The organism is Halococcus dombrowskii (assembly GCF_022870485.1).
Taxonomy (GTDB): domain Archaea; phylum Halobacteriota; class Halobacteria; order Halobacteriales; family Halococcaceae; genus Halococcus; species Halococcus morrhuae.
On sequence record NZ_CP095005.1, the window covers coordinates 143,926 to 161,133 of the forward strand.

At 64.4% G+C, this 17,208-nt stretch carries 17 protein-coding genes; 6 read left to right on the forward strand and 11 right to left on the reverse strand.

Going from position 1 to position 17,208, the window contains the following annotated elements; translation table 11 throughout:
- Window positions 1-86 precede the first annotated feature (86 nt).
- On the reverse strand, window positions 87-1,019 hold the full coding sequence (locus MUK72_RS00750; protein WP_244702721.1) for a branched-chain amino acid transaminase: 933 nt from the start codon (window positions 1,017-1,019) through the stop codon (window positions 87-89).
- Window positions 1,020-1,151: 132 nt separating this feature from the next.
- Between MUK72_RS00750 and arcD the strand changes: the two genes are divergently transcribed.
- The gene (gene arcD / locus MUK72_RS00755; protein ID WP_244702723.1) at window positions 1,152-2,591 is read left to right on the forward strand and encodes an arginine/ornithine antiporter ArcD; all 1,440 of its coding nucleotides are present in this window, start codon (window positions 1,152-1,154) and stop codon (window positions 2,589-2,591) included.
- On the opposite strand, the gene ribB is transcribed toward arcD, so the two are convergent.
- Together ribB and MUK72_RS00765 are read right to left on the reverse strand one after the other, a co-directional pair.
- Window positions 2,588-3,271 carry a 3,4-dihydroxy-2-butanone-4-phosphate synthase gene (gene ribB / locus MUK72_RS00760; protein ID WP_244702725.1) on the reverse strand — a complete coding sequence of 228 codons (684 nt, stop codon included), beginning with the start codon at window positions 3,269-3,271 and terminating at the stop codon, window positions 2,588-2,590. The genes arcD and ribB overlap by 4 nt on opposite strands.
- Entirely contained in the window at window positions 3,268-3,972 is a 705-nt protein-coding gene (locus tag MUK72_RS00765) for a CTP-dependent riboflavin kinase (RefSeq protein WP_244702727.1), read from the reverse strand. Before MUK72_RS00765 ends, ribB begins: the two co-directional genes overlap by 4 nt.
- 208 nt (window positions 3,973-4,180) lie before the next feature.
- On the opposite strand from MUK72_RS00765, the gene argS reads away from it, so the two are divergent.
- The gene (argS, locus tag MUK72_RS00770) at window positions 4,181-5,929 is read left to right on the forward strand and encodes an arginine--tRNA ligase (RefSeq protein ID WP_244702729.1); all 1,749 of its coding nucleotides are present in this window, start codon (window positions 4,181-4,183) and stop codon (window positions 5,927-5,929) included.
- Between the two features lie 29 nt (window positions 5,930-5,958).
- Here the strand turns inward: argS and MUK72_RS00775 are convergent, their stop codons facing one another.
- The 3 genes from MUK72_RS00775 to MUK72_RS00785 form a co-directional block, all read right to left on the reverse strand.
- Window positions 5,959-6,570 (reverse strand): DsbA family oxidoreductase, encoded by a 612-nt coding sequence (locus MUK72_RS00775; RefSeq protein WP_244702731.1) that lies wholly within the window; start codon window positions 6,568-6,570, stop codon window positions 5,959-5,961.
- Between the two features lie 66 nt (window positions 6,571-6,636).
- Window positions 6,637-7,482, reverse strand: coding sequence for a MinD/ParA family ATP-binding protein (locus MUK72_RS00780; protein ID WP_244702750.1), 846 nt, complete (start codon window positions 7,480-7,482; stop codon window positions 6,637-6,639).
- 192 nt (window positions 7,483-7,674) lie between these two features.
- Window positions 7,675-7,938, reverse strand: coding sequence for a DUF8108 domain-containing protein (locus MUK72_RS00785; protein WP_244702753.1), 264 nt, complete (start codon window positions 7,936-7,938; stop codon window positions 7,675-7,677).
- A gap of 585 nt (window positions 7,939-8,523) precedes the next feature.
- Here MUK72_RS00785 and prf1 point away from each other — a divergent pair.
- Complete coding sequence (gene prf1 / locus MUK72_RS00790; protein ID WP_244702755.1) at window positions 8,524-9,786, forward strand: peptide chain release factor aRF-1; 1,263 nt, start codon at window positions 8,524-8,526, stop codon at window positions 9,784-9,786.
- 160 nt (window positions 9,787-9,946) lie between these two features.
- Window positions 9,947-10,927, forward strand: coding sequence for a TackOD1 domain-containing metal-binding protein (locus MUK72_RS00795; protein WP_244702757.1), 981 nt, complete (start codon window positions 9,947-9,949; stop codon window positions 10,925-10,927).
- Here the strand turns inward: MUK72_RS00795 and MUK72_RS00800 are convergent.
- Window positions 10,924-11,304, reverse strand: coding sequence for a DUF6276 family protein (locus MUK72_RS00800; protein WP_244702759.1), 381 nt, complete (start codon window positions 11,302-11,304; stop codon window positions 10,924-10,926). The genes MUK72_RS00795 and MUK72_RS00800 overlap by 4 nt on opposite strands.
- A 311-nt stretch (window positions 11,305-11,615) precedes the next feature.
- On the reverse strand, window positions 11,616-13,589 hold the full coding sequence (locus tag MUK72_RS00805) for an aconitate hydratase (protein ID WP_244702761.1): 1,974 nt from the start codon (window positions 13,587-13,589) through the stop codon (window positions 11,616-11,618).
- A gap of 389 nt (window positions 13,590-13,978) precedes the next feature.
- Here MUK72_RS00805 and MUK72_RS00810 point away from each other — a divergent pair, with 389 nt between their 5' ends.
- A complete protein-coding gene (locus tag MUK72_RS00810) occupies window positions 13,979-14,446 on the forward strand; it encodes a deoxyuridine 5'-triphosphate nucleotidohydrolase (protein ID WP_244702763.1) in 468 nt (155 codons plus the stop codon).
- A gap of 1 nt (window position 14,447) precedes the next feature.
- On the opposite strand, the gene MUK72_RS00815 is transcribed toward MUK72_RS00810, so the two are convergent.
- Window positions 14,448-15,320 carry a PspA/IM30 family protein gene (locus tag MUK72_RS00815; RefSeq protein ID WP_244702765.1) on the reverse strand — a complete coding sequence of 291 codons (873 nt, stop codon included), beginning with the start codon at window positions 15,318-15,320 and terminating at the stop codon, window positions 14,448-14,450.
- A gap of 54 nt (window positions 15,321-15,374) precedes the next feature.
- Here MUK72_RS00815 and MUK72_RS00820 point away from each other — a divergent pair, with 54 nt between their 5' ends.
- The gene (locus tag MUK72_RS00820) at window positions 15,375-15,974 is read left to right on the forward strand and encodes an alpha/beta hydrolase (RefSeq protein ID WP_244702767.1); all 600 of its coding nucleotides are present in this window, start codon (window positions 15,375-15,377) and stop codon (window positions 15,972-15,974) included.
- A gap of 60 nt (window positions 15,975-16,034) precedes the next feature.
- Here MUK72_RS00820 and MUK72_RS00825 read toward each other — a convergent pair whose 3' ends face one another.
- Both MUK72_RS00825 and MUK72_RS00830 read right to left on the reverse strand, forming a co-directional pair.
- Entirely contained in the window at window positions 16,035-16,538 is a 504-nt protein-coding gene (locus MUK72_RS00825) for a toxin-antitoxin system TumE family protein (protein ID WP_244702769.1), read from the reverse strand.
- Window positions 16,535-17,053 carry a winged helix-turn-helix domain-containing protein gene (locus tag MUK72_RS00830; protein ID WP_244702771.1) on the reverse strand — a complete coding sequence of 173 codons (519 nt, stop codon included), beginning with the start codon at window positions 17,051-17,053 and terminating at the stop codon, window positions 16,535-16,537. Before MUK72_RS00830 ends, MUK72_RS00825 begins: the two co-directional genes overlap by 4 nt.
- Window positions 17,054-17,208: the final 155 nt, after the last annotated feature.

Genomic DNA, 17,208 nt, shown 5'->3' on the forward strand with positions numbered 1-17,208 from the left:
AGCGGGAGTTTTTAGTCCAGGTTTTTGCAAGCGGGGGTCAAGCGAGTGAAACGAGCGCGACCCCCCGCAGTAAAAAAGTGGTGGCTTCAGGCGTAGGTGAACCAGTCGTCGTACTCGTCGGTTCGGCGCTCGACGACCTCGAAGAACGTCGATTGGAGTTCCTCGGTGACGGGGCCGCGCTCGCCCGGGCCGATCGTGACGTCGTCGACCGAGCGGATGGGCGTGATCTCGGCGGCGCTGCCCGTGAAGAACAGTTCGTCGGCGGTGTAGAGCTCGCCACGGCTGATGGCCGCCTCGTCGTGGACCGTGTAGCCGAGATCGCGCGCGAGCGTGATGGCCGTCTGGCGAGTGATGCCGTCGAGGATGCTCTCGGCGAGACCGGGCGTGTAGATCTCGCCGTCGTTGACGAGGAAGATGTTCTCGCCGGGACCCTCGGCGACGTTGCCCTCCTTGTTGAGGACGATCGCCTCGACGTAGTCGTTGCGACGAGCCTCTTCGCCGGCGAGCATCGAGTTGACGTACAATCCTGTGGTCTTCGCGTTGGTCGGGACCTGGCTGGAGGCGTGTTTGCGCCACGACGAGACCATCACGTCGACGCCGTTTTCGAGCGCCTCCTCGCCGAGATAGGTGCCCCACGGCCAGCAGGCGATGGCGGTCTTGGTGGGACAGTCCTGCGGGCTCACGCCCAGGCTGTTGTAGCCGTAGTAGGCGAGCGGGCGGATGTAACACGACTGGAGATCCTGACGCTCGATGAGTTCGAGCGTCGCCTCGGTGAGCTCCTCGCGCGAGTGATCGATCTCCATGTCGTAGGGTTTCGCGGAGTTGTAGAACCGGTCGAGATGTTCGTCCCACCGGAAGATCGCCGGACCCTCGTCGGTGTCGTAGCAGCGGACGCCCTCGAAGATGCCCGAGCCGTAGTGCAGCCCGTGAGTGAGGACGTGGACCTGTGCCTCGTCCCAGTCGACGAACTCGCCGTCCATCCAGATCGTGTCGACGTCCATGTCATCGAAACCACTCATACCGGTCGAACGGCTGGCCACGTCTTAAATCCACGAGTGTCGGTTCGTGCAATAGTTGCCGGAAGACACATTGAATACGCCCTAGTAATTATTTCGTGGTTCTTAATTACCTTCGTGAATTAGTCGCTGTCGATGAGCGAGTTCGAACCGCTGTCCTACGAGGATCTCGCGCCGTCGCGGCGGCCGAGCCTCGCCGAGGCGCTCGTGCCGGTCGGTGCGGTCGTGGTCGCCCTCGGCGTCGGCTCGGGCTATCTCGGCCTCGCGCCGCACGGGCCGCTGCTGTGGGCGATCGTCTTCACCGGGCTGTTCGTCCACTACCGACTCGGCTACGATTGGGAGGGGATCTACGAGGCCGCCGCGAGCGGGCTACGGATGGGGCTTCAGGCGATCCTCATCCTGTTCGTCATCTACGGGCTGATCGCGACGTGGACGAGCGCGGGCACGATTCCGGGGCTGATGTACTACGGCCTCGGGCTGCTCTCGCCGGCGATCTTCCTCCCCGTGGCGGCGCTGCTCGCGGCGGTCGTCGCGGTCGCGGTCGGCTCCTCGTGGACGACGGTGGGGACGCTCGGCGTCGCTTTCCTGGGCATCGGCGAGGGGCTCGGCATCCCCGCGCCGATGACGGCTGGCGCGGTCGTCTCGGGTGCCTACGCGGGCGACAAACAGAGCCCCCTCTCGGACACGACGAACCTCGCGGCCGCCGTCACCGACAGTGATCTCTACGACCACATCAACGCGATGCGCGTGGGCACGCTCGTCGCGTTCGGCCTCTCGGTGCTCGCCTACGCAGCCCTCGGCGCGGTCGTCATCGACCCGACCGGCGCGAACGTCGCGGCCATCAGCGATCCGCTCGCGTCGTCGTACGCGCTCGGCCCGCTCGTTTTCCTTCCGCTGCTCGTGACGTTCGGCTTCGCACTCTACGGCATACCGGCGCTGCCGTCGCTCCTCGCGGGCGTCTTCTCGGGCGTGCTGACTACGATCGTCACGCAAGGCGTCTCGTTCACCCGTGCGTGGGACGTCTTTCTCAACGGTACTGCGCCGGAAACGGGGAGCGAGGTCGTCAACGAACTGCTCGCCGCGGGCGGCGTCACCGGCTCGGCGTGGACGATCGCGGTCGTCGTCGCCGCGCTCTCGCTGGGCGGGCTGCTCGAACGCACGGGAATTTTGGCGACGCTCGCCCACCATCTCACGGCGGCGATCGACTCGTCGGCCTCGCTCGTCGCCGGTACGGGCGTCGCCGCGATGGTGACCAACGCCGTCACCGCCCAGCAGTACATGAGCATCGTCGTTCCGGGACTCAGCCTGCGAAGCCTCTACGACGACTACGATCTGGAAACGACCGACCTCTCACGGGCGGTCGAGGCCGCCGGCACGCCCTCCGGCCCGCTCTTCCCGTGGCACGCCGGTGCGGTCTACATGGCCGGCGTGCTCGGCTTCGCTACCTCGTGGGCGTTCGTGCCCTACTACTTCTTCGGCTTTCTCTCGCCGGCGGTGCTGTTCGTGATGGCCTACACGGGTCGCGGCACCGGCCAGCGCACACCGACGGACGCGGCAACGGCCGCCGACGACTAACGGAAGGCGTCGAGGAGATCGCGCCCTTCGACGTACACCAGACCATGGCGCTCGGCGTAGGCCTGCGCGCCCGCCGGCGAGAGCGCTCCGCCAGCGTCGTCAAGCATCTCACAGACGACGACCGCCGGCGGTCGGTCGGCCGTGTCGGCCAGCGCGAGCGCGAGTTCGGTGTGGCCGCGACGATCGGCCACGCCATCGGCGGCCCCACGGAGCAGATGCACGTGTCCAGGAGCGCGGAACTCGTCGGCGAAATTGAACTCTTCGGGTGCGGCGGCCGCACGTCCGAGCGCGGTGATGGTTGTCGCCCGATCGTCGTCGGTGATACCGGTGTAGGTGTCGCGGTGGTTCACCGTCAGCGAGAACGACGACCGGTCGCCGTAGCTCAGTTTTCCCCCGTCGGCCGCGGGATGGTCGATCGCCTCACGGGCAAAGGGGAGGTCGAACGCACGGGCCACGGGATCGGAGAGCGCGACACAGACCAGCCCGCCGGCGTCGTTGCGCAGGCGCGCGAGCGCGTCGGGCGTGACCGCATCGGCGGGATAGATGAGATCGGTCTCGCCCTCGCGGTCGGCGGCGTCGTGAACGAGCACCGGTCCGCCCGCGGCCATCGCCTCGATCGCGCGCTCGACCGGCTCTGCATTCCCGTGATCGACCGCGTGGTCGCTCGTCCGCGAGGTCACGGTGCCACCTCGATGCGCACGGTGACGGGATCCTCGTCGGCGAGTCCGAGCTCCTCGCGGAGTTTCACCGGTGCGATGACTTCGAGCTTGTCCTCGTCGTGATGGGTCCGTTCGGGCGCGATGACGTGGGCGCGGTCGTACTCCGTCCCGTCGTACAAGACGGTCGCAGGATAGCAGAACGCCGGGCCGTAGGTGCGCTCGTCATCCTCCCAGCCGTCGATCTCGACCGGTTCGGCCGCATCGAGCGCCGTGCGCGTTCTGGTGCTCTCGGCGGCGAGCGAGACGTTGAGCGTGCCGGGGAACGGCTCGTAGCCCAGTCGGTCCTCGAACTGTGCCATGTAGCCCGACAGCGAGATGTAGTGGCGGCCCTCGCCCATCCCGCTCGTGACCGTCCCGTCGAGCGAGACGGTCGAGTGCTCCTCGAACAGGCGTCGGTAGTCGGCGTGCTCGGCCCGTAGCGCACGCTCGCCGGCCTCGGTCACGGCGACCCACTGGCCGTCGGCGACGGTCTCACGAGTGAGGAATCCGACGTCGTCGAGATGTTGGAGGCGTCTGGAGGCGGTCTGGGTCGAGGCGTCGAGGTCGGCCGCGAGGTTCGCACAGGATATCTTGACATCGCTGTCGAGCGCTCCGTCGAGCGCGAGCAGCTTGAGGGTGGCGAGTTCGTCGTTCCCGATCGCGCCCTCGGTTGCCATCGGCATGAGTAAACGAAACGGATCACCGCGCATAAGCGTACCGGACATGGTATGCGTACCAAAAACGTGATAGTGCGATGACGTGCGAACCGTAATCATCGAACGAACGGGTCGACGACCGAAAACCCCTCGGCTTTTGGAAGCGATCGATCGCACCGCACCCGTTCCGTTTGAACCCAACACGCATTTAGCGGGAGCCACGGAAGCGGGGGGTATGTTCCTCTCGTTTCGCGCCGACGTCGCGGCGGCGCTGTCGGACGCGCTCTCGGCGCTCGACGTCGAACCGACCGACCCCGGGATCGAGAATCCGCCCGAATCCGTCGATGCCGTGCTCGCCTCCAGCGTGGCCTTCCGGTTAGCTTCCGAGATCGGTGCACCGCCGCCACAGATCGCCGGCGAGCTCACCGCCGAGATCGACCCTACCGAGTACGACTACATCGAGTCGGTCTCGCAGTCCGGGCCGTACGTCAACTTCCATCCCTCGCAGACCTACTACGACGACACCCTGCAGGCGGCCGGCGACGAGGGGTTCGGCCGGCTCGACGAAAAGGACGAAACGGTCGTCGTCGAACACACGAGCGCGAACCCCACTGGTCCTGTTCACGTCGGCCGGGCGCGCAACCCCATCGTCGGCGATGCGATCGCGAACGTGCTCGACTTCGCCGGCTACGACGTCTCACGGCACTACTACGTCAACGACGCCGGCCGGCAGATGGCCGTGTTCACGTGGGCCTACGAGAGCTTCGACGAGAGCGACCTGCCCGAACCCGAACGCGAGCGCGGCGACTACGACCTCGTGCGCTACTACCGCAAGGGAAACGAGTATCTGGAAGACGCCAGCGAGGACGAGCGCGCGAACGCCGAGGACGAGATCAGTGCGATCCTGGAAGGGCTCGAAGCGGGCGACGAGGCGACCTACGAGCGGGTCGAAGCGGTCGTCGACGGCGTGCTCTCGGGAATGCGCGAGTCGCTCGCGCGCCTGCCCGTGGACTTCGACGAGTTCGTCAAGGAGACGCGGTTCATCCGCGACGGCTCGACGGAGGACCTCGTTTCGCGGCTCAAGGACACCGAATACGCCGTCTACGAGGAGGAAGCCTGGCAGCTCGAACTGCCGAGCTTCGAGAAGAACCTGGTCTTCCTCCGTTCGGACGGAACCAGTCTCTACACGACGCGCGATCTGGCCCACCACGAGTGGAAGTTCGACAACTTCGATCGCGCCGTCACCGTACTGGGCGAGGACCACAAACTCCAGGCCGAACAGCTCCGCGAGACGCTCTCGATTCTCGATAACGACACCGACAAACTGGACTCGGTCTACTACTCCTGGATCAACCTCCCGGAGGGCGGGATGAGCACCCGCGAGGGCACCGGCGTCGATCTCGACGATCTGCTCGACGAGTCGATCGAGCGCGCCCGCGAGGAGGTCGAATCCCGACTTGATTCGCGGATCCGCGACGACGAACTCGACGACGAGGACGTGGCGCGCATCGCTCGCCAGGTGGGGATCGGCGCGGTACGCTACGACATCGTGGCGAAACAGCCCGCAAAATCGATCACCTTCGAGTGGGAGCGCGCGCTCGATTTCGAGGCCCAGAGCGCGCCGTACGTCCAGTACGTCCATGCGCGGACCTGCGGGATTCTCAGCGAGGCCGAAGGAATCGACGACGTTCCCGCAACCGTCGATGCAAGCGAACTCACGACCGCGGAGGAACGCGAGCTCCTGGAAGTGATCGCCCGATTCCCGGCGGTCGTCAAGCGCGCAGCCGACGAGCTCGCTCCGCACGTCGTCGCCACCTACACACGCACGTTCGCCGAGGCGTTCAACGCCTTCTATCGGGAGTGTCCCGTGCTCTCGGCCGACGAAGAGGTCAGGGACGCACGCCTCGCGCTCGTGGCCGCCGCACGGCGAACGGTCGCGAACGCGCTCGGCCTGCTCGGCGTCGCCGCGCCCGAGTCGATGTAGCTCAGGGCTCCATCGAGAAGTCTGGAATATTATTCGTCGCGAACGAACGCGTCGAGTTCGTCAGCGGAAAGGAACCCCGTCTCGGTGCGGCCGTCAGCGACGAACGTCGGGACGTCCGTGACGCCGTTGTGACGCGCATCGGCGAAGCGTTCGGCGAGTCGCTCCCGATACTCGTCGTCGGCGAGGACGTCGCGAACGGCGTCGTCCACACCGACATTTGTCGCCACGTCGGCCAGCACGTCCTCGTCGCTGATGTCGCGGCCGTCCTCCCACAGCGCTGTGAACAGCGCCCCATTGAGAGCCATCCACCGGTCGGGGTGGTCGTTTTTGACGGATAGCGACACCAGCTGTGCGTCGCGCGAATCGACCTTCGGGACCGTGTCGGGAGTGAGCATCTCGTTTGCGTCGTGCTCCGCCTGCAACTGCTCGATGCGCTGTTCGACCTGCTCCGGATAGCTCATCTCGCCATCGATGTCGCCGTTCGCGTCGCGGCTGTCGCTCCGGAGATCGTAGGGTCGCCAATCGACGACCAGTGGTTCGTCCCGCGTTTGCCGATACTCGTCGAGGGAGCGATGGCTGAGATAACAGAACGGGCAGGCGTAGTCGGCGTACTCACGGATCGTCGTCGGGTGCTCGCTCATGGACGGAGTACGATCCCGACAGTATATGACTCCCCGGCCAAACCGGAGATCGTTGCCACACCGGCCTTAGTCGTTCTCGCTCCGATCGAACACGCCCGAGAGTCGCTCGACCACGGTCGTATCGTCCGTTTCGGGTTCCGTCGACCGACTCACGAGATCGCTATCGGCGAACTCTCCTGTACCGGGATCGCCGCGATCGGCGAGCGTCGCCGCGAGGCGCTCGTAGGCGTCGGCGGCATAGCTTTCGGGAGCCGTCTCGACGAGCGGTTCGTCGCCGGCGGCATCGGTCTCGGGGACGACCGCCAGCATCTCGACGCCGAGCTCGTCGGCGAGCGCCGAGACGTCGGTCTCCTCGCCAGCGTGGGTCACGACCGCGCCGACGATCGTTCCGCCGGCACGGGCGGCGAAGTCGATCGTCTTTCGCGCGTCGGCGACGGCCACGGGGTCGGGCGTCGTCACGACGACCACGCCGTCGGCGACGCCGAGCGGCACAGTATTGTCGTGGCTCAGCCCCGCACCGGTGTCACAGAGCACGAAATCGGCCGCGTCGGCGAGCGAGCGCAACACGCCACCCAATCCGTCGGGATCGGCAGCGGCGAACGCATCGAGCGAGCGCGATCCCGGAACGGCAACGAGATACGGTCCCTCGTCAGGTGGCGAGCGCGTCGGCGGTCCGTCTTCGGGCAGCCAGACGAGCGCCTCGTGGAGGGCGGCCTCGCTCGCGAGCACGTCGTGGAGCGTCGGCCCGGAGAGAACGTCGACCATCGCACCGAGATTCGCCATCGCGAGGTCGGCATCGACGACGATCGTGTCGTGGCCCGCCGCGCGCAGCGCCGCGCCGAGGTTGATCGCGGAGGTGGTCTTGCCGACGCCGCCCTTGCCGCCCGCCACCGCATAGACGTGGCCGCTCATGGCCGTGCTATCCACGAGCAGCCACATAAAACTGCCCGCGCAATCGGGGCTGTCAAAGGGTACTTATCAGCAAGGGCGGTAGTATACCTCAATGAGTACCTCGCAAACCGAACAGTCGGACCGGAAGAAATACGATTTTTCACGGTTCCAGTAATACAATGTATTACCCGCGTAGATGTTTCAGAACCGGAATTAAGCTGAGCTCTCTTCAACCTGTATCTTCACTTCGGCACCAGTAAAGTACTTATAAGCTGCATAGACAGCGTTTGCGATACCAACGGTCCACCAACCCAAAAAGACGAGCACGATGAGATGCATTCCTCCAGAACCCCAGTCTTTTTCTTTCATCATCGTACTGTTCTCTCCCTGTTCCTTGATGCGGTAACCTTGTGTCACAAAGTCATCAATGACTTTCTCCATTTCTCGCTGATCATCAACTCGCCTGATTCGAGCCATGAATCACGTGTCGACATCCTATGTATTAACAGTTTTGGGAAAGAGGCCGTTGTATGATGTTATGTAATATCACTAGACGTCAATGTTTTCGATGAATAGTACTAAGTAATAGGCAGCAATCCCGGCTAAAAGTATAACAGTCGCAGGAATTGGAATGATCGGAATGCCACTTTGTGATATGAATAGCATGAACAGGGCCAAGGGGAATAAAGCGGCTAACAATATTTTCCGTTGATCTTCAACTATGTCGATGATTTCTTCTGTATCTAGAGACGACATCTCAGTTCAATACTTGTGACGGAGCGGTTGCATATAACTCTATTCATCCGGGAGATAAACAGACATTCTCTACCAGACGGCAAATATTTGGTGTGGATTCAGACATTAGGCGCTCTGGTTTGAAAGATGGTGGTGAGAAAGATTAGTTCTCCTCTTTACGGGTACTGCTGACTTCGTGATTGGCTACCGTCAAATCATAGTACATCTTCTGTCCACCTCTGGAGTGTCCTCGGCGTGGTTGGCCACTCTTTGACGCGAGAGGCAGGAACCTTTACTGTCTTGGTCACTAATTTACGCGTAGTAACCATGTCAGACGCCTCCACAAAGAGTAATACGGAAGAACACTCGGACCGGAAGAAATACGAGTTCCGGCGGGTCATCGAGGACCTGAAGGAACACGAGGGGTCGGGCACTCAGCTGGTGAGTATCTATATCACGCCCGAAGAGCAGATATCGAGCGTCGTCGCCCACGTCAACGAGGAGTATTCCGAAGCCTCGAACATCAAATCGAAGCAGACCCGAACCAACGTCCAGGACGCGCTGAAATCGATCAAGGACCGGCTGCGTTACTACGACACCTTCCCGCCCGAGAACGGCATGGCGGTGTTCAGCGGCGCGATCGATACCGGCGGCGGTCGCACCGAGATGGTCACCAGAGTGCTCGAAGACCCGCCACAGCCGATCCAATCCTCGCTCTATCGCTGCTCGTCGGAGTTCGTCACCGAACCCCTCGAAGAGATGCTCGCCGATCAGGGGCTGTTCGGACTCGTGGTGCTCGATCGGCGAGAGGCGAACGTCGGCTGGCTCCGGGGCAAGCGCATCGAGCCCGTCAAATCCGCGAGTTCGCTGGTGCCCGGCAAGCAGCGAAAGGGTGGTCAGTCCGCCCAGCGGTTCGCCCGCCTCCGGCTGGAGGCCATCGACAACTTCTATCAGGAGGTCGCGGGGATGGCGGACGACCTGATGGTGCCTGAGCGCCACGAGATCGACGGCATTCTGGTCGGGGGTCCCTCACCGACCAAGGACGAGTTCCTCGACGGCGACTACCTCCATCACGAGCTGCAGGACAAGGTGATCGGGAAGTTCGACGTCGCCTACACGGACGAATCCGGACTGTCGGATCTCGTCGATTCCGCGAGCGACGCGCTCGCCGATCAGGAGGTGATGCAGGACAAGGCGGAGATGGAGGAGTTCTTCGCCGAACTCCACGGCGGCGATCTCGCCACCTACGGGTTCGGCCCCACTCGCGAGAACCTCGTCCTCGGCTCGGTCGATCGCCTGCTCATCTCCGAAGATCTCCGCGAGGACGTGGTGAGCTACGACTGTCCGGAGGGCCACACCGACCACGAACTGGTCGGTCAGCGGGCCGAGACGCCCGATCACACCTGCGAGCAGTGTGGGAGCGAGCCCGTCGAGGTCGAGCGCGAGGACGTCATCGACCATCTCATCTCGATCGCCGAACAGCGCGGCACCGAGACGCGGTTCATCTCCTCGGATTTCGAAAAGGGCGAGCAGCTGCTCGACGCCTTCGGTGGCATCGCCGGTATCCTGCGATACTCGACAGGTGTCTAACGATTTCTGACGGAAAGTGGGGTTGAACTCCGAAAACACCACTACGTCGATCGCATTTTGAATAGTAAGATATTGATCGTTCCTATTGGACAATATGAACGGCAGCGTCCAGCGTGGAAGGAACTATATACCGTCGGCGACGCAGTGATTGGTAGCGACAATGGTCTCGCCCGGTACACTCACGGCGCTCACGGCGCTCGCGGATGGCTCGCAGGCCGAGTACGAACCGACGATCGATACGGAGACGGGCGGGGTGAGCTATCCCGACGCCGAAATGCGCCTCGATGCGGGCGATCCGAACGCCTTCGAACTGCTCGAATCGCTCGCCAAACGCGGGGTTCTGGGCAAGACGTTCGAGGAGAAGGTGTATCTCTGCCCCGGCTGCGGGGCCGAAGGGATGGCCTACACCACCGCCTGTCCGAGCTGCGGCTCGGCCCACACCGTCGAGACCGAGCTGTTCGAGCACCTCTCGTGTGGTCACATTGCCGCCCGCGAGGCGTTCGAGGCCGGCCCCGACGAGTACGTCTGTCCCGACTGCGAGGCCCATCTCGACTCGCTCGACGAGATCGAGAGCGGTCATCGCCACGTCTGCCAGGACTGTGGCTCGTACGCCGAACAGCCCGAACACGGCCTGCGCTGTCGTGACTGCGGCGATATCTACACGCCGGGCGACGCGACCGAGCGCGTGCTCTGTCGGTACGCGCTGACCGACGAGGGGATCCGTTGGGTGGAGGCACAGCTCGCCGCTCGCGAGTCGATGGTCGAGACGCTCGAAGAGCGCGGGTTCGACGCACGCGCGAACACGACCGTGACCACCGATCGGGGCGATCAGCCCGTCCACGTCTACGGCGAGGACGAACTGCTCGACAGTCGCGTCGTGGCGGCGATCCACGAACGGCCCGGGCGGGAGGCCGCGTCCCAGCTGCGCGACGTCGCGGCCGCCGTCGACGCGCGGCCGTATCTCGTGACGACGCTCGGTTCCGTCGAGAAGGACGTCGTCTCGATCGCCGAAGGGGCCGACATGCGGATTCTCAGCGCCGACACCGAGGGGAGTCTCAGCAACGATTATCAGATCACCGAGGGGAAGCGCACGTCGCCGTCACTGGTACAGCGCATCGCCTCGGCGGTCAGACAGCCCTAGCCGCGCAACTGCGCCACCTGTCGGCGACGCGTCGCGAGATCGGTTTTCGGATCGAGCGTCGGATCGTTTGCCAGTCTATCGATGACGAGCAGCGGGTCCGTACCGGCCTGCTCGACCCGTTCGAGCAGCGTCTCGACGGTCTCGCGGTGGAGCACGAGCGAATCGAGCAGCCCGACCGCGAGCGCCATCGGCACCGCCGCCGCGCCGGTCGGGAACCCGTCGCTCACGGCCGTGAAATCGGGGTTCGGATCGCTCTTCTCGGCAGCGTGGAGCGCGAGACAGCGCGTACAGAGCGCGGCTGCGGATTCGTCGAGTGCATCGAGTTCGTCGGGAACCGCGAACGCGACCGTGGCGGCCCCGCAGTCGGGACAGTCCATGCTTGGCGCAGGCGATCCGTCGTGAAAAGCCTGCCCGGCGGTGGGTGCGGCCAGCGGTTGCGGCGGTTTGCGGTCGCGGCGCGGTCAGCAGTGCGACGGCGGTGCCTGGAGGATGAAGGGCGAAGGAGCGAAGCGACTGAGGGCTTCTGCGGTGCTGTGCAGTCGCTGTGCGGAAGGGATCAGCATCCGCGCGAGTGAAACGAGCGCGGTTCACCGCGAACGAGCCGCAGGCGAGTGAGCGGTTGTTTTTAGTCCAGGTTTTTACAAGCGGGGGTCGCCGCAGGCGACCCTCCGCAGTAAAAAAGTGGGTTTTAGTCGTCAGCCGGGGCCGCAGCGCCGGAGCCGCTCTGCTGTGCTTTGGTGTGGGGCAGCTTGCCACCGTCGGCGAGGATCTCGCGTTCGCGTTCGGAGGCGTCGAGCAGACCGGTGGTTTCCCAGTCGTCGTTCACGCGGACCGTGAACTCCTCCTGGCCGGAGCGGACGGCCTCTTCGACGTCGTCGACGATCTCGATGTCGTCGCCCTCTGCGATGTTCTCCTGTGCGTCGGCGTCGATCTCCAGGGGCAGGAGGCCGAAGTTGAAGAGGTTCGCCTTGTGGATGCGGGCGAAGCTCTGTGCGAGGACGCCCTCGACGCCGAGATACATCGGGCAGAGAGCGGCGTGCTCGCGCGAGGAGCCCTGACCGTAGTTCTCGCCGGCGACGAGGAAGCCGCCGTCGGCGTCGAGCGCGCGCTGTGCGAACTCGTCGTCGACGCGCGAGAGGGTGAACTCGCTCAGTTTGGGGATGTTCGACCGGTACATCAGGATGTCCTGCGTGGCAGGGATGATGTGGTCGGTCGTGATGTTGTCGCCCATCTTGAGTAGCGCCGAGCCCTCGAGGTGAGCGTCGAGCGGGTCCTTCAGGGGCACGTCGCTGATGTTCGGCCCTTTCACGAGCCCGTCGTCGACGGACTCGTCGGGGGCGATGAGGTCAGCCGTCGAGCCGTCGTAGGTGTCGGCCATCTCGAAGCCGGGATCCTCGAGGTCGCCGAGCTCCTCGGCGAGGTCGCGCGGGTCGACGATCTCGCCGGCGAGCGCCGACGCCGTGGCGACCTCCGGCGAGCAGAGGTAGACCGAGTCGTCCTCGATGCCCGAGCGGCCCTCGAAGTTGCGGTTGAACGTCCGGAGACTCACCGAGTCGGAGGCGGGCACGTGGCCGATGCCGATGCAGGCACCACAGGTCGCCTCGGAGAAGTTGACGCCGGCAGCCATCATCTCGGCACTCCACCCCTCGCGGGCGAGCAGTTCGGAGGCCTGTTTCGAGCCGGGCGCGACGATCATCTCGGTGCGCTTGTCGATCTCGCGGCCTTCGAGCATCTTCGCGCCGGGCAGGATGTCCTCGTAGGCACCGTTGGTACACGAGCCGATGATGACCTGATCGACGTCCTCGCCGGCGACCTCGTCGACTGGCACGACGTTGTCGGGCATCGACGGCGTGGCGATGAGCGGCTCGATCTCGCTCAGATCGACCTCGATCTGGTCGTCGTATTCGGCGTCGTCGTCCGGGCCGATCTCGATGTGTTCGTCCTCGCGGCCGAGTCGCGAGAGGAACTCGTGAGTTCGGTCGTCGGTCGGGAAGATCGAGGTCGTGGCACCCAGTTCGGTGCCCATGTTGGTGATCGTGGTCCGCTCGGGCACCGAGAGGTTCGCGACACCGGGGCCGGTGTATTCGAGCACCTTGCCGACGCCGCCCTTCACGGAGAGCTCGCCGAGCAGGTGGAGGATAACGTCCTTGGCGGTCGCCCACTCGGGGAGTTCACCCTCCAGGTGGACGTTGACGACCTCGGGCATCTCGATGTAGTAGGGGCCGCCGCCCATCGCGACGGCGACGTCCAGTCCACCGGAGCCGATGGCGAGCTCGCCCATCCCGCCCGGGGTCGGGGTGTGCGAGTCGCTGCCGAGCATCGTCTTGCCGGGGGCGGCGAACCGCTCCTTGTGGACCTGGTGGCAGATGCCGTTGCCGGGGCGCGAGAAGTGTGCGCCGAAGGTGCCGGCGGCCGAGCGGAGGAAGCGGTGGTCGTCGCTGTTCTTGAAGTCGAACTGGTAGGTCTGGTGGTCGCAGTACTGGGCGGCGAGTTCGGTCTGGACCTCGTCGAGGCCGAGCGCCTCGAACTGGAGCCAGACGAGCGTGCCAGTGGTGTCCTGCGTGAGCACCTGGTCGATGTCGATACCGATCTCCTCACCGGTTTCGAGCTCCCCCTCGACCAGATGATCGTCGAGGATCTTCTCCGTCAGCGTTGTTCCCATAGCGTCGGACACTCGGCCACCCATCGGTATAAACCCCGCGCGTTTGGCACGAAAGACCACCATACTTGGTGCAAATGTTGCCATTGCGGGTGGGCGAGAACGGCGAATCGGAGATTCGTCCAGAGTGGAGGGACGGTGGCGCGCGGGAGTGCGCGAAGCGCACGACTCGTGCGAGGGATGAGTGAGCGACCGTCGGGAGCGAGCGAATCGGTTGGGGAGGTATGTGGGCGGTGGCGGTGCGGTAGCGGGTTCTCATTTGTATCGGGATTCGCGGCGGTGGTGGAGTCGGCTCCTGAGACTCAATCCACGTATCACGTCCGTTCGTCCATTTCGAGAGATCGACACGAACTGCTTCGATATGCCTTTACTCGCGACCGAAAAGCGCAGGTATGTACGAGAGCGGGGCGTTCGTCGCCGCACAGCTCGCGCCCGTCACGGACGAACAGATCCAGCCCAACGGCGTCGATCTCACCCTCGATGCCGTGTTCGAACAACAGAACGCCGGGCGTATCGGCGTCGAGGGCAAGACGGTCGGCGAACGCCGGGAGCTCGACACGGACGACACGAACAGCTACTCGCTCGCACCGGGTGGCTACGTCGCTCGCTACGCCGAGACGATCCGGGTGCCCGACGACCACGTGGGGTTCATCTATCCGCGCTCGTCGCTGATGCGCAACTCGTGTATGCTCCATACGGCCGTCTGGGACGCGGGCTACGAGGGTCGTGGCGAAGGACTCCTCGAAGTCCACCACGAGATCGAGATCGAGCGCGGCGCACGGATCGCGCAGTTCGTGCTCGCCGACGCCGATCACGATGGAACCTACGACGGCGATTACCAGGGAGAAAACATCGCGTAGCTCAGCTGTCGGACTCGTTCTGTAGCTCTTCGAGTTCGGCCTCGACCGCCGGGTCCGTCCCGTTCTCGCCGGTGTCGGCCCCGCCGTCGGCGGCGCTCGCCTCGCTCGTCTCGGCGTCGGCGCTCTCGTCGGTTGTCTCGCTCGCGGTATCGCTCGCCGACTCGTCGCTGGCCGACCCCTCGCCCATCTCGGCCTGGAGGGTTTCGAGCTCGGCGTCGACCTCGCTATCGGTGCTGAGCGAGTCGAGTTCGCGGTCGATGCTGTCCTTGTCCGAGAGCGCGTCCTCGAAGGCCCCCGACTGTTCGAGTTCGTCCATCGCCTCGGCGCGCGCCTCCATGTCCTCGGTACGCTCGTTGGCGCGTTCGATCGAGCGGCCGACGTCCTCCATCTCGTCGCCCGCACCCGTCATCGCCTCCGAGACGCGGGTGCTCGCTTCGGCGGCCTCGTAGCGTGCCTTCATCGTCTCCTTCTGGGTGCGGAACTCCTCGATCCGGCTCTGCAGGGTGTTTTTCTTCTCGACGAGCTGGTCCTGCGTGTCCTGGAGATCGGCGATCTGGCCCTCCAGATCCTCCATCTGTGTCATCTTCTGCTTTTTCTTCTCCAGAGCCTGACGGGCGAGGTCATCACGGTCCTGTCGGACCGCCTCACGGGCCTGTTCGTTGTGTTTCTCGACGTTCTCTTCGAGTCGGCGCTTCTGGATTTCGAGGCGCTTCTTCTGGGTCGTGAGATCGGCGATGCCGCTTTTGACGTCCTGGAGCTGGTCACGGAGCTGCTCGTAGGAGTAGTCGAGCTGTTCGCTCGGGTCCTCGGCATTCCCGAGGATGGCGTTCAACCGCGACCGGATGACGTACGACGCGCGCGAGAGGATTCCCATGACGGCTCCTAGTGGGCCGCTATCTTAAAACACCTACCACCGCAACGGCGAGCGATGGACGTCGTACTACCCGGTGGCCGGGACGTCCGTGGCACGCTCGACGAACCGGACGAGCCACGCGAGCCGGAGACGATCGTCGTCGCCTGCCCGCCACATCCCCAGCAGGGCGGCACGCGTTCGGATCGGCGACTCACAGCCGTGAGCGACGCACTCGGCGAGCGGGGAATCGCCTGCGTTCGCTTCGACTACGGCGCGTGGGACGAAGGTCGGGCCGAACAGGAAGACGTGAAAAACGCCATCCGCTGGGCGCACGGGCGGTTCGCCCGGGTGGGACTGTTCGGGTTCAGTTTCGGCGCGACGATGGCGCTGTGTGCGGCCGCCGACAGCGAGGTGTGGGCGGTGTGTGCGCTCGCACCCGACAGCGGCGAGGCGATGGCCGCGGATGCAGACGCGGTGGCCGCACTCGACGAAATCGGGAGCCCTGCGAGAGTTCTCGCCGCCGAACGCGATTCGACTGCCGATTGGGAACCAGTCGTCGAGCGCGCCCGCGAGAACGGGATCGGGGTGATCGAACTACCAGCCGATCACTTCTTCGTCGGCCAGTCAGAGACGGTGGCCGAGCGGGTCGCGACGTTCTTCGACGGACAGTGGTGACGCACGGAATACTCGATGACTCGTCGGCAGTCTCGCGGCGACCAGACCCGTCCGCAGTGGTCACGTCGGGTTCGACGAGCTGTTGAGTCGCTCGTACTCGCCGCTCTCGTAGGCCGCACGCCACATCACGATGACTGCACGAGTCACGAGCGACACTTCCTCGACGCGGATGCAGGAGGGTTCGGCGGCAGCGGTCGGGGCCTTCAGTGGTGAGCCGAGTGAATCGAGGCGATCCTCGCCGGACTCCGAAGAGTCCGGCGGAGGGTGAAAGTGTGCTTCGGGGGAGTGGGTGTTGGGATGGCGATCGAACCGCCAGTTCACGCCGTCGCTGTCGACGTAATGGAACGAGTAGTTGTCGAGTTCGCTCCACTGGATATCGAACCTTGCGGTGTCGGCATCGTCGAAACCATCGGCGAGTTCGATGGAGAGTTCGGTGGGGTCGATCGGGTCGTCGTAGCCGGTGTCGGTCACCAGCGGTTCCAGCTCCACCCAGAGATTGCGGATCCGTCTGAGCGCCGGAAGGGAGATCGCGCCGAACTCGCCAGTCCGGTCCGACTCAGTCATGCGGTGAGCTGCTCGCTGGCCTCGTCGTAGGCGAGCGCCGCCTGGGCGACGGCGAGGTTCCGGCGGGTGGTCTTCCACGACGTGACGTCCGCCCAACCCTCGGTATCCGCGCCCGAGAGCTGGCGAGCGAGTTCCTCCGGAGAGATCGTGTCGTGGGCGTCCTCGTACTCGTGGATCGTCGTCTTCATCCGTTCGATCCCGTCGAGCAGCTCCTCGCGATCGGCCCGCTCGCGGAGATCGTGGATCCGACTCAGCAGCACCTGATCCTCGTCGCGCTTGTAGCGAGTCGTCCGGCCGTTCTGGTCAGTCGCTGCGAAGCCCGTGTTCACGAGCGCTTTGCAGTGACGCCGCGCAGTGGGTTCGCTCACGAGCGCGCGCTCGGCGATGGTCGCTGCCGACGCGCCCTCGCGGGTGGTCTCGACGACCTCGTACACCCGCTCGAACGGCGTCGTCTCGTCGGTCCACTGCTCGCGGACGTGCTCGTTGACGTCGTCCCACCCCTCTTGCTCGGTCATCGTGTACTCTACGACGCCGAGACACAAATGATTTTCTGAGAAAAACAGAGTTTCTCAAGTCGATCAGGCATTCTGTCAGAACAATGAATAACGAAATCCAGTTTCGTCCTGTATATTTTTTATACCCTCTTTGTGGCGGATGTTTTATATCTAAC